Here is an 11,366-nt window from a genome sequence, read left to right as displayed (position 1 = left end):
GACTTCGCGTGCCGCTCCGGGCTCTCCTTCTGCCAAACTGCCGGCAACTTGCCCCAACAGCTCTGGATCATCCTCATATGTCACCCATTTCTTTTGTAGCTTTACACCAATTTCCACACGCCCAATCATGGAAATATTCTCCAAGACAGCATTTGAGACAGGAAAGATGTCGCCTGCGATATAAATTTTGCCCTCTGTTAACGTGACAGTCCTTGTCTCTTTATTGACAAAAGCATCAGCCCGTTCAACGCGGTCCCCTTCTTTTGCCACAAGGCGTCCCAAACGGTCATGACGCCCCCTGATGATGGTTTGAATCTCATTGAGTTCACCCGCTTGAAGAAAAGGGCGCTTGCCATAAAACACCACGCTTTGTTGTTCGTCTTTGCCTACCGATCTGTCAATTGCAAAGGGTAAACCACTTTCATGCTTCATGTTAAAACCTCAATAAAATTTTGAATTGTTCGCGAACATCAGCACGCAAAGGAATATTGATAGGTGTTTTAAGAATTTCTACACCACCACGCAGTTCATGAGCTTCAAGCCAAAGCTTGCCAGGAGGGGTTTGTTGTGCAAGAGAGCCATGAACGAGAAGGGAAACAGAGGTGGCTTGTTTGTCCGCAACATCATGAAAGTCTGTGCGAGCTGCAAGAAACAACAGAGTGCCGGTTGGGGAAGGGTTAAATCTGTTGCCACAATGGTTGTAAACACCCTCTAAAACCTGCTCTACAGGCGCTACAGCATAGCATCGGCGATACCCAATCAGAGTATTGTTTGCGTCTCTTAAAGCCAAATAAAGGGGACGATTTTGGAACCACTCTGCCATGAGTATATCGCGTTCATGTTTTTTGACCGAACACCAAGGAAAATTTGCCAAATCCCAAGGGTAATCAATTTGGTTCCAGCTTAACTCCTCGTCAAAGTCATCTATCCAATTGCCAATAAGCTTGCCTTCTTCTTTTGTGAGGGTATGATTGATTTCTGTTGTGCGTCCAAAGGAAAACAAAGTTCCCCCAGCTGTAAGACAGATGCCACTCTCAAAATCCAACATGCTGTCATCAAGGCGTGACATATTGCATTCAACAGCTCCAACATCATACCCATAAACACCACGACGAAAATCAGAGCGCAAACTTTTGGAAAGTCTCACGATTGCTTCAACGGCTTCAAGGCTGCTTTGTTTAGGGAGACTGTCAAAGTAAAGTTGAAAGGAATTCCACCATGCACGCCCAGACCATGCGGGTATAAAGCGGGCTGTAATCTCTAACCATCTCAACCCCATCTCTATTGCCATAACAGACCCGCGTATCCGCTGCCATGCAAGTCCTTGGTCAATCAAATCATAAGAGTTAGAGAAATAAGGGCTTAATTCTTGCAAACCATATTCATCAATGAGAGAGGGTAACCAAGAAGGGGGACGCGTGATTAATTTGGCACGGGAAATATCTTCAAGTGCCCTTTTAACTTGAGGATCAACAGCCATTGCGTCAGCAAGACAACGTTCAAACAAGCTTGAATTTGGGGGCAATAACAACGAGAGCATTAATAAGCGTGCCCCCGTAATGATAAGGCAATTTCCCCTAGTGTCACTGCTTCATGAGGCGCGACCAGAATATCCTTGCACGGTTGCGTTATGTTCACATGGTGCACACCCTCAACCATCAGGCGACTGAGTATCCAACTTAAAGAAAGATCACGCCCAAGCCTCCATGTGCACGCCCATTCTTCTCTCAAATTCTGCTCTGCTCTTTCCAAAACAAAGGAGCCTTCATCCGGTAACAACCAAAAATCAGCAGAAACATTGATCACCCGCTGCACCGCACTTTTGACCAAGAGAGTATCATTGGTCATTTTTACCTGTTTTTCATCAAGGGCGGCTTGCACCTTGGCAATTAAAGCTTCATCTGCCACCCCTGATGGACTATCACTAAAAAGAGCCACATGAATAATCGGGCTTTTGCCCACACGATAAACAAAAGCATCTTTGACATGGATATCACTGGAGAGCGCAAAATATTGATAACGTGGCGCTGTGCCCCCTGTGGAATGTCCTTGTCTATTTAAGCGAATGCGGCGGCGAAACCGCTCATCATCTTCATCCAAAAGGCGCGTGACCCCATGAAAATCCCCCAAATGGTCTAAACTTGTCCCACGAGCAAATTCTAGTAAATTGTCTCGCACTACTTCATTGATCCGTTGGCGCAACAGCAACTCTTCATAAGCAGCCGCTTGTAATTGAATGACCACCGGATCATAGGCGGTCTTTTCCACATTATAAGGAATATGATGGGCTGCAAAAACATCCATCAAACGCGCAATCTTTTGCTCTAAAATTGCTTCAACAGAAAGCTCTTCAATAATTTGTGGCAAAGGAATCTGTGAAAAGGGTAAATGTTCAAGCTCTGCCATAAGAGACCTCTAAAGGAAATTGCATCTCTTGCCCATGGGACCAATCCCCCAAATGGCCATCGGGATAAAAAACTCCCCTTAAAACAAAGTGGAATGTTCCCTCACGCGTTGCTTTGGTCAGATCAATCCTTTGCAATGAGAACCCAGGCTCTCCACATTCTGGATCATCAAGCGCGCAGGCAATAGCTTGATAAAGACGTAAGATTGTTGCAGGATCAGCATTGGCGTCTTGGAATTCTCTGACATCACACCCATAATGGCGACGCAAAACCCGTGTTCCTACCCTTGTCATTAAACATTTATGGAGTGATTGTTGGCAATGCGCAAAGCCATACAAGAGAGAGCCATCCTTTTCGCTCATCCCGCACCGCATGCTTTAAGCCCCTTTGCTTGTCTTTGTGGTAGAAACCGTTGGGGTCGCCGCAACAACAGGGGCTGGTTTTTCAGCAATCTGACCAAGCAGCAAAGGGTATTTTGCTGCCTCTTCACTTAAACAAATTTCCTCACCCTTGCCCGGTGAACGTTGACCAGCAACAAAATCGGCATTGGTTAAAATAACATAAGTGTTCTCACGCATCATAAAACTCCTTTAAAGAGGGGAAGAGGTTGTGGAGGGACCCATTTTGACCCCGCCGTGTTTATGGCTTGCGCCAACAGATTTTTGATTATGCTGTAAATCTTTTGCTTCAATCTGCACACTGCCCGTTAATTCAACACGGGTTGCTTGATGAGAAAGCACCAAACCTTGTGCACTCAAATGAATTTGGTTTTCCCCATGGGAGAGAATAAGTTCATCTTTTGTCATCCGCAAAGCGCCACCGGCATAACAGAGCGCCAACTCTTCGGCGTGACGGGCTGGATTAGGCATATCCTCACTATAGCTATCGCGTACAACCAGAGAGGCAGAGCCAATCTCACCATGGGGGTTCAACAACCGCACCGGATCACCAACATGGAGCGGCATATTGCTGGAAACAGCCCCCGCCGCTTCTTGCGCTTGTAGCCAAGGCGATAAAACCGCTTGTCCATTGGCACTCTCAGAGAAAAGTTTCACCCGAACCCTATGGCCATCAACTTGCACAACCCGCCCAATCATGTGTTGGTTGGCAAGACAGCGTTCAAGGGCATCAAGACGCTTCATGATTTGTCGAAAGGTATCACTTAAGAGATATGCGTCATTCATGCCCCCACCTCATTGTCCCATGAAATCAAACCACTTTTGAGTTTTCCCTCATCACAAAAAATATCTTTTCCCAAATGATACAAATCTTGGTGCCATTCCACCACACTAATCGACACACCACGCTGCTTAATCGCCGCAGAGATAATCGGTTCAATCTGGACATCACGCGGGGCACTCAAATGCGTTAGCCCCCACAATTGCCCGCTATGGCATAAAACCGCAATAGCTTCTGCCAGAAGCCAACTTTGGATATCACGCTCTTTACCCGTGGTAATAATAAAAGCCCCTAAATGAAGATCAGTACTCTGCTGTCCAGAAGCCACAGAACTCAAGCGGCTTTCTAACACCGCAACCCGTATTGCTGGAGCCACAAGCATTTGTGTTTCCAATTCTTCTAAATTAAAACGCCCAAATTGACAGCCGCAATCACGCACATCCGGCAAAGCGCCTTTAAGGCTCCGTATCACCGCTTCACGAAACTGATTAATGCGCCCTGCTTGTGTGATCGTTTGACTCATGAAAAGACCCTTCCCAGCCAATCTTCTGCCGCTTTGACAATTTCCACTTTATTGCGTTCTGAAAGCCCCAAATAAGGACGGGCGGGCATGGTTACCTGATGCACACAAACAAAGCGGTGTGCTTTGCTGCTTTTCAGAAAAAAGCGCAGTGTCTTGCCATTTTTCGGGTGAATAACCCCACCCAATTGATGAATCCGTGCATAAACCAACCCACTCCCCACAATCACCTTTTCTGGTGAAGCTTTCATATCAATGGAGCGTGAAAGCGCCCCACTGGCAAAAAGAATGGAGGTGCGAGCATAATTGTTTTTCCACTTCTCTCCTTGGGCAGAGGTTTTTTCACTTTGAATCCGCCGCCTTGTGCTCTCTTGAATGAGACGTCCAACCCCTTGTGCCAAAGTCCCCATCGAGCTATCAGCCCCCTTTTGCAAAAAGGATAAAGCCGCTTCAAGCCCTGTCTCTTTAATCTCAATATGGGTTGCAACAGACATATTACCTTCCCATCAAACGCGGCTTAGCATGGAAAAAAGCCCCATCCTTAACAGGACCATCTTCGCTCATAATTTTAGGTTCATCCACACCCAAACCCGCTTTGCCTTCCGCAATGCGTTTCAGTAAATCAACCGCCTGTTTGTAACGATCTTCAATGGTGGTGGTCAGTGCCGTATGGCGTATGGCTAAATTATAAACAGCAATATTGACACAGATCATACCCAGAGCCGCTGGCTGTCCAACAATGGGGACACAGTAGCGATGAGACAGATGCACATCAATCTCACCACTTGCCTGTTCAAGCGCAAGATCAATGGCTTTTCTTAAAAGAACTGGATCAGAATGCTCATCCATCCCACATAAGTCGGTCAAGAAATCAACGCCCCAGAGCTCTTCAATCAATCTTTTGCTTGCATAAGCCATGTTTAAAAGTTTCCCTTAGACAACTTCTTGCAACAAAACACCGGCATCTTTTGCGGCGACCAATTCACAAACGCGTTCACCAACACGCACCCGTTTACCGCCCGACAAGCCGATATCTGGATCTTGGATCACTCCAGACAAACGCTCGCCTAACTGAGCACTAAAGCCCCAACTGATCACCGAACCATCTGCCTGTTGTTTGGTAGGATCAATATAAAGCAGAGCAATCTTATTGCCCCAAACGCGTGCCAATTGTGCCGCGCGTCCTTTGCGGGCCAAATTCACTTGCGATTCACCAATGAGTAACCGATCGGGGTGTATTTCCATCAGATCAGCAAATTGCGCCTTGGTGACAAAACCATCAGCAGTGCCACCCCCCTTAACGGCTTTAATGATTTTGGGATGACGTTTGAGTTTTGACCAAACAACTTTGCCCATAACAATGGTGTTGGGTGTATAGACGAGACTTTTATCCATCGCCTCATCTAAAACAGCATAAGGGTCAGATTTCTCATAATCGCTAAATTTATTTTCACCCTTAAGCGTAATCACCCGCTCTGGTGCGTAATTTTCACTTCTTTGCACAAGCGCTGCCACACGCACTTCACGCCCCAACTCCAGCAAATTGGCAAGACCTTCTACTGCTGTCTTTTCGGGGTTATAACGAGAGCGCTTTTCTGCTCGTGCGCGTGCCGCTGCTTCAATATCTGAATTGGGGATAAGATCATCAAGTCCGTAATCTTTGACACTGGCTTCCCGTTCAAAGGCAGAAAATTCCACCACATTCGGGCGTCCTTTCCGCCCTATCTCAAGCTCAGGCACCGTAAAATTTTCCGCTAAGGGAAATTCACTATATTTAAACACTTCACTTAAAACAGAAACACGGGGCAAAACTCTATCGCCAATAAGAGAGCCAGCTGGATTGCGATAACCAATAGCAATAGCGGTGAGTGTTGGATCAATGGGAAAAGGTCTGTTCATCATAAGCCTCGATTAATTAATTTTAAAAGAAATAACATCACCAGCAGAACCATCACTCATGGCAATACCAATGGTGCGATCTGCGGCTTCCGCTTTAATGGCGTGTCCTTTGGGGTCAGAGGTCAAAAAATCACCAAAGGAAACATTGCCTCCACAAACTACTTCGCCCCAACCACATTGGCCAACATCAAGCATCTCACCAGCCTTTGCACTCAATGACCCAGCAGTCCCTAATAATTTATCACCCTTACCAGAAGCCGTTGCCACCATTCCCTCAGTGCGCGCTGCAACAATGCAATAAGGTGAAATCACATCTATGGCGCGAAAAGATTTAATTAAAATCATCGTACTCATGATTGGCGCTCCTTTTGTTCGCAAATATAATCAACTGCTTGGCTAATGGTGATATCCCACCCTTTTTGCTTCTGCTCTTCCTTATAATGACGTGCCGCAACAGCAATCTCTTCTGGCGCAAGCTTTGGTTCTTGCTTGAGACAAGAGGTCTCCAAAGGACTCCTAGCGGCAAGCGCCGGCAACTTCTCGACCAAACTTTTAAAATGTTCCACACCCCCTTCAAAGCTACAGAGTGCACGATATTCCTCGCGGGCAGCAGGCAAAATTTTGCCCTCTTCAATGGCCTTGTCTAAAAGGCTCTCAATAGCCTTATTTTTCTGCTCTTCTTGCAAAAGCGCTAAATCTTCTTGCACCTTTGTCAATTGGGAATTTAATTCCGCGCGTTCTTTTTCGCGCGCTTTAAGCGTTGCTAAAATCTCATCCGCTTTAGCATCTTCTGCCAGCTCCAGAGCACTGGCAATGGCTGTCAAATCCATCATTTTCTCCGTCAAAGTTATAGGGGAAGGCTGTTCACGGCTTAAAGCCGTCATGACAAGGGCTGGACGGTTCACCAAACCAGCACCGGCTAAATTTAAAATTTCACCTTTCTTCGAATGGCGAAACTCCGGCGAAAGATAGCGATATTCTCGGGCAACAATCTTTTTAGCGGCCATATCGGTCCATTTAACCCGCCCCCAAATTGCACCATCCCGCTCTGCTAATTCTTCAATCCAGCCACTTGCCGGCGCTTCCAAGCCATTTCTCGCTCGGTGATGTTGCCCATGCTCATAATCAATCACAAGCGGTCCTTTATTGGCTGCAAAAGCTTTTAAAATGGTTTGCGGACGATAATGCCATTGTCGTCCATCACGAGCCTTCACATGCGGCGCTTTGGGCAAAAGCTCTACCCACTCAGGCGCTTGGCTAACGGTAACGTCTTGGCAAAGATCTATTAACGCGGCATGAAATGTCTCGTCATGACATATCTCAGCATGCCCATCTTCGCCATTTTCGTGAAATTCTTGCTCCATAAACATTGCCTATTGCTTTACAATTGTCATTGCCAATACAATGCATGAAACTTACTCCCACTATAAGTCTGACACTGTCAGTCAAAAGAGCATTTCTCAAAAAAGCACTCTTTTCCCTATTATTCTTCTTGTGAGAGCCCCCCGTGTCAAACCATCCCATAAAATCGTTTTCAAAGGCACTTCAAAGGCGATAGAGCGCCGTTGTGAAGTTAGAGGTACAATTTATCGTCTTATACAAAAAAGCCTCTTTCAAGCTGTTTTTTTTAAGATTGCTTTTTGGCTTAAAAACATTATATCATTGAAGGTAAGGCGTGAGCCAGTTATACCAGGACGGTTTTACCGGATCTGCGAGGAGTTGACCGCCCTCCACGCCTTCTCATTTTCCTCGCCTCTTTTCCATTAAGAACAAAAGACTTTCTTCCTGTTGTTTTCTTTACAACAACCTCTCGCCCTTTTTTTCAGCCGCATCCAATAAGCGTCCAATTTCTCTAGAGCTCTTTTTATGCATGGAGGTCAACCACCATTCTTGTTTGCTTGCCACGAATTTAACTGCTAAGCGCCACCATACCCCATCATTTTCACCCAAAAACACAACGCTCGGTACACCTTTTCGCCTGATAATGCCATGGGGTTTTATGAATGTTTGAATGGCGCCACGAAAATCATCCAAGCGAAGATCACGCGCTTGATGCTCTAACAAAATATGTTTCAAACTGTCTGAAGATAAGCGAATAAGAGAACCGTCCGCTGCAAAAACATCACCCACCTTTTGGATCATTGGGGCAATGGGAATAAACCCGCGAGGCATACGTCCTTCAAACATGGCTTCCAAAAGTGGTGAACCCACAATATCTTCAATGGCAATGCGTTTTCGATTGTCCCCCATCACAGAAACTTTATCACTCAAAAAATTGCTTAAGTTTTGCGCGCGATGTTTCCCAGGATTAGAATGCCAACCAGGATCAATCCCCTTTGGTATCTTCTCAATTTTCCCCGTTCGCTTATTGTGCCAAACCTTCTGCTCCACTTGAAGTGGCGGCGAATCCTCTTCATAGCCTAAATCTTCTGCTTCATAACGGCTTACCTGTCGCACACTACATTTACACCGCCAGCCATTGGGTGGATAAAGCCAATCCCAAACCGGATCATCAACAGGTGCCGTAAACCCCACCCAACTTTCATGTTCTAAACGCTTATGTTCTGAACTCGACAAAGCATAGGTGAGATAGGGCAAAAATTCTTTATTATTTTGTGTGCGCTCCCACTCGCCTGCTGCATGTGCACTCATGGTATTAGCCCAATAGACCGTCTCTAAGCGTCGCGGGCTGCCCAATTGCACCACGCTCTTTTCACCAGTTTTGGGGTCAATGCTGGTCTTTTTACCCCACCAACCCTTTTCTTGTAAAATCGGCATCAGATTTTTTTGAAATTCTTGAAAAGGAACTTGATGTTTTATAGCCTCTCCAACCGCTTGTTTAAAATCTTCTAAAATGTCATAGCCTAGCGATTTTGCCACGGTAAAGGAAAAGGCATGTTCTTCTGGTGCTATATCACGCCAATCAAAGCTTGGAACAAGTGCCTTGGCTTCAAAATAACGGGTGACCTCTTTAGGGGCGGTTTTAAAAAGTTCCTCATCCATGATACCCAAGCCCACGTGCAATCATTTGCACCTTTGCCAAGCGCGCTGCTAATGCATGATGATCCATCTCACCCAATAATTCATCTAAGCCTTTAAGGATATCCTCATAACTTTTTGCTTCTCTCACAAGCTTTTTAAAAGGCTCTAAAAGGGGTTCTAAGTCCTCTTCCCAGTCGCTTAAAGCTTCTTGTGAAAGCCGGTCCAATTCGTCGTGATGTTTCCCACCCTGCTCTTTTCCACCCTTGTCCTCTCTTGTCACAGAAACATCAAAAACACCTCCACAATCAGCACAAACATGAGCTTTTTGTCTTGCCTCACCATCCTCTTGTCCCCTCTCATCATCAAGCGAATTATCAGGAGCCTTTAAAACATCCTCTTCCTTTTTTGGTTGCGAAAAGCCAATCTTATTGCGCACTTCTTGCGCCCCAACACGCAAACCCAAGGGCACAAGTTTTTCCAAAGCGTCACTGATGGCTTTAATATCTTCATTTTCAGAAATCGGCCAATAGACAAGGGGAGTGCGCTCTTGGCGCCCAAAATTAATCTCAACAAAGGGCACAATCAAATCACGATTAGCTGTCAAGGCTAATTGGCGTGCATCAGCTCTTGCAATATCATGGCGTACATTTTCATGAATGCGCGCTTGCGAAAAAGACGAACCTTCATCCGTCGTCATCGTTTGCCCCAATACCCCTTTAGAAATCTGCCGATCTAAATATTCCGCTTTGACACCAAAAACCGCATTGCCACTGCCCCCTGCCGCTTCAATAAATTCAATCTCCATCTCTTTGGGAATAATCGCTGCCGCATCACTGGATAAATCACGCACCGCTTGAATGAGAACCCGTCGCTCCTCATGAGAAGAGCTTGCCCCATATTTACCCACACGCAAAGGCATGCCATAAACTTCTAAAAATGCCATCCAATCTTTTAAGGTATAAGATTTAAACAAAAAAGCCCAAGCTGCAAGCCGCGCAAGCCCAGAACGAATAGGCAAACCGCTTTTCAACTTGGGTCTGTGAATAGAAAATTTATAAGCAGGCAATTCACTTCCATAGAGAGAGCCCTCTTCTTTTAAACGCAAATGAAAACCATCCCGCCGATCCAATTGAAAAAACCGCTGGTCACGCCATTTCCAAGCAACCGGCCACCATTCCTTGGCACTCTTGTCCCACAAGGTTTCTACAACCGCATAACCTTTCCCCAAAGCATCCAATAAATCCGTCACATAATCATCAACAAAGGTAGGTGCACTGATCACTTCCCGCACCGCATCTGCTATCTTTTTGTCCTGTGCACTGCTGCTTGCTGCAATCACACTAGGTTCCACCCCTGTAAGGGCATTTTTACGCATGCCAAGCACAGCACGATAATGCAAATCACGCTCTTCCATATCATCGGCAAGTTGGAAAAACTGCTCTGGATGCCCCTGTGCTGCCTGTTGCAAAATATCAGCAAGTTGCGCAGGGGTGAGACCACTGACAATGGTTTGTGACCATACATCACGAACACCGCCAACGGTAGGGCTTGCAACTTCTCGCTCCAACCCTTTGATATTAAGCGCCCTGACCCACTGATCTAAAAGTTTTACCATCTCATTATCCCATCAATAAATCTTTGATCGCATTGTTGAAAAAAAAAGCGTTGAAAAGAGCGAGCTTTCATCAAAATGATAAGCCTCTCTTACAGGTGTATAATCATAAATTTCAGGAGTTTGGCGGCTGGCAAAATAAGCCAAAGCGCAAGCAATCGCGCTATCACCATGGCGCATAAAACCGTCACTGCCTTTAAAACGGTGATTGTCTGGAATTTTCACAATGCCATTGACATAAGCAAGCGCTTGATGATCGGCAACAATGTCACTATCGCGCGGCAAAACAATCGTCCCATCATCCCCAAAAGCTTCTAAATAAGCCGGCATTTCCTTGCCATACCAACTTTGTGACAAGGGAACTTCCTTCACAAGAGCTCCATAACGTTGCGCCGCTTTTTCGGCTAAATAAGCCCCATTGCCCCGCGCATCTAACGCGCCGCCCATCAAACGCGGCAAACCATTCACCCCATAAAATAAAATCTCTCTTTGTTGATCAAACGGCGTATTGCGCAATTCCACCATAAACCGTACACGGCGCACCAAATCTTGTCCCACCTCCATCACCACAATGGAGGTGGCATCACCACTGCGGGCAAAATCAACGCCAAAAACATGTTGGCGCCGCCGGTCAAGCCCAGCATGAAGAGGTTTTATATGCTTCTCACACCAAGCAAAAGCAGCAACACTTCGTTGATGTTCCGATTGATTTTTAAAATCATCCACACAAGCAAAACGCAACACCGCAATACCCGGAACACAACAATTT

At 46.0% G+C, this 11,366-nt stretch carries 14 protein-coding genes and 1 pseudogene; all 15 read right to left on the bottom strand.

Annotated elements, in window-relative coordinates; all coding sequences use genetic code 11:
* A partial coding sequence (locus ACFINU_RS08360; RefSeq protein ID WP_375618807.1) for a DUF4815 domain-containing protein occupies positions 1-432 on the bottom strand: 432 nt, incomplete at its 3' end.
* A 1-nt stretch (position 433) separates the two neighbouring features.
* Complete coding sequence (locus ACFINU_RS08355; RefSeq protein ID WP_375618806.1) at positions 434-1,540, bottom strand: phage tail protein; 1,107 nt, start codon at positions 1,538-1,540, stop codon at positions 434-436.
* A complete protein-coding gene (locus ACFINU_RS08350; protein WP_375618805.1) occupies positions 1,540-2,406 on the bottom strand; it encodes a baseplate J/gp47 family protein in 867 nt (288 codons plus the stop codon). The genes ACFINU_RS08355 and ACFINU_RS08350 overlap by 1 nt, the downstream gene beginning before the upstream one ends.
* The gene (locus ACFINU_RS08345) at positions 2,393-2,779 is read right to left on the bottom strand and encodes a GPW/gp25 family protein (RefSeq protein WP_375607977.1); all 387 of its coding nucleotides are present in this window, start codon (positions 2,777-2,779) and stop codon (positions 2,393-2,395) included. Before ACFINU_RS08345 ends, ACFINU_RS08350 begins: the two co-directional genes overlap by 14 nt.
* Before the next feature lie 3 nt (positions 2,780-2,782).
* The gene (locus ACFINU_RS08340; protein WP_375607990.1) at positions 2,783-2,983 is read right to left on the bottom strand and encodes a hypothetical protein; all 201 of its coding nucleotides are present in this window, start codon (positions 2,981-2,983) and stop codon (positions 2,783-2,785) included.
* Between the two features lie 12 nt (positions 2,984-2,995).
* Positions 2,996-3,589, bottom strand: a complete 594-nt coding sequence (locus ACFINU_RS08335; RefSeq protein ID WP_375607976.1) for a baseplate assembly protein — start codon at positions 3,587-3,589, stop codon at positions 2,996-2,998.
* Positions 3,586-4,107, bottom strand: a complete 522-nt coding sequence (locus ACFINU_RS08330; RefSeq protein ID WP_375618804.1) for a hypothetical protein — start codon at positions 4,105-4,107, stop codon at positions 3,586-3,588. Before ACFINU_RS08330 ends, ACFINU_RS08335 begins: the two co-directional genes overlap by 4 nt.
* Positions 4,104-4,598 (bottom strand): phage virion morphogenesis protein, encoded by a 495-nt coding sequence (locus ACFINU_RS08325; RefSeq protein WP_375607974.1) that lies wholly within the window; start codon positions 4,596-4,598, stop codon positions 4,104-4,106. The genes ACFINU_RS08330 and ACFINU_RS08325 overlap by 4 nt, the downstream gene beginning before the upstream one ends.
* A 1-nt stretch (position 4,599) precedes the next feature.
* The gene (locus tag ACFINU_RS08320; RefSeq protein ID WP_375615408.1) at positions 4,600-5,022 is read right to left on the bottom strand and encodes a phage protein Gp36 family protein; all 423 of its coding nucleotides are present in this window, start codon (positions 5,020-5,022) and stop codon (positions 4,600-4,602) included.
* A gap of 15 nt (positions 5,023-5,037) precedes the next feature.
* Positions 5,038-6,003: a capsid protein gene (locus ACFINU_RS08315; protein ID WP_375607989.1), complete on the bottom strand. Its 966-nt coding sequence runs from the start codon at positions 6,001-6,003 to the stop codon at positions 5,038-5,040.
* A 12-nt stretch (positions 6,004-6,015) separates the two neighbouring features.
* Positions 6,016-6,357: a hypothetical protein gene (locus ACFINU_RS08310; RefSeq protein WP_375618803.1), complete on the bottom strand. Its 342-nt coding sequence runs from the start codon at positions 6,355-6,357 to the stop codon at positions 6,016-6,018.
* On the bottom strand, positions 6,354-7,367 hold the full coding sequence (locus tag ACFINU_RS08305; protein WP_375618802.1) for a phage protease: 1,014 nt from the start codon (positions 7,365-7,367) through the stop codon (positions 6,354-6,356). Before ACFINU_RS08305 ends, ACFINU_RS08310 begins: the two co-directional genes overlap by 4 nt.
* A gap of 433 nt (positions 7,368-7,800) precedes the next feature.
* Complete coding sequence (locus tag ACFINU_RS08300) at positions 7,801-9,006, bottom strand: phage minor head protein (RefSeq protein ID WP_375667546.1); 1,206 nt, start codon at positions 9,004-9,006, stop codon at positions 7,801-7,803.
* Complete coding sequence (locus ACFINU_RS08295; RefSeq protein ID WP_375618917.1) at positions 8,999-10,600, bottom strand: DUF935 domain-containing protein; 1,602 nt, start codon at positions 10,598-10,600, stop codon at positions 8,999-9,001. The genes ACFINU_RS08300 and ACFINU_RS08295 overlap by 8 nt, the downstream gene beginning before the upstream one ends.
* 12 nt (positions 10,601-10,612) lie before the next feature.
* Positions 10,613-11,366, bottom strand: a pseudogene (locus ACFINU_RS08290) (hypothetical protein); the annotation flags it as partial.

It is taken from the genome of Bartonella sp. AC130YNZD (genome assembly GCF_042196865.1).
GTDB lineage: Bacteria > Pseudomonadota > Alphaproteobacteria > Rhizobiales > Rhizobiaceae > Bartonella.
This window is presented reverse-complemented; position numbering and strand designations above follow the sequence as displayed.

Bases quoted from the DNA above. Each gene is read 5' to 3' on its own strand.
- ACFINU_RS08355 (WP_375618806.1), bottom strand. From the start codon at position 1,540: ATGCTCTCGTTGTTATTGCCCCCAAATTCAAGCTTGTTTGAACGTTGT.
- ACFINU_RS08350 (WP_375618805.1), bottom strand. From the start codon at position 2,406: ATGGCAGAGCTTGAACATTTACCCTTTTCACAGATTCCTTTGCCACAA.
- ACFINU_RS08345 (WP_375607977.1), bottom strand. From the start codon at position 2,779: ATGCGGTGCGGGATGAGCGAAAAGGATGGCTCTCTCTTGTATGGCTTT.
- ACFINU_RS08340 (WP_375607990.1), bottom strand. From the start codon at position 2,983: ATGCGTGAGAACACTTATGTTATTTTAACCAATGCCGATTTTGTTGCT.
- ACFINU_RS08335 (WP_375607976.1), bottom strand. From the start codon at position 3,589: ATGAATGACGCATATCTCTTAAGTGATACCTTTCGACAAATCATGAAG.
- ACFINU_RS08330 (WP_375618804.1), bottom strand. From the start codon at position 4,107: ATGAGTCAAACGATCACACAAGCAGGGCGCATTAATCAGTTTCGTGAA.
- ACFINU_RS08325 (WP_375607974.1), bottom strand. From the start codon at position 4,598: ATGTCTGTTGCAACCCATATTGAGATTAAAGAGACAGGGCTTGAAGCG.
- ACFINU_RS08320 (WP_375615408.1), bottom strand. From the start codon at position 5,022: ATGGCTTATGCAAGCAAAAGATTGATTGAAGAGCTCTGGGGCGTTGAT.
- ACFINU_RS08315 (WP_375607989.1), bottom strand. From the start codon at position 6,003: ATGAACAGACCTTTTCCCATTGATCCAACACTCACCGCTATTGCTATT.
- ACFINU_RS08310 (WP_375618803.1), bottom strand. From the start codon at position 6,357: ATGAGTACGATGATTTTAATTAAATCTTTTCGCGCCATAGATGTGATT.
- ACFINU_RS08305 (WP_375618802.1), bottom strand. From the start codon at position 7,367: ATGGAGCAAGAATTTCACGAAAATGGCGAAGATGGGCATGCTGAGATA.
- ACFINU_RS08300 (WP_375667546.1), bottom strand. From the start codon at position 9,006: ATGGATGAGGAACTTTTTAAAACCGCCCCTAAAGAGGTCACCCGTTAT.
- ACFINU_RS08295 (WP_375618917.1), bottom strand. From the start codon at position 10,600: ATGGTAAAACTTTTAGATCAGTGGGTCAGGGCGCTTAATATCAAAGGG.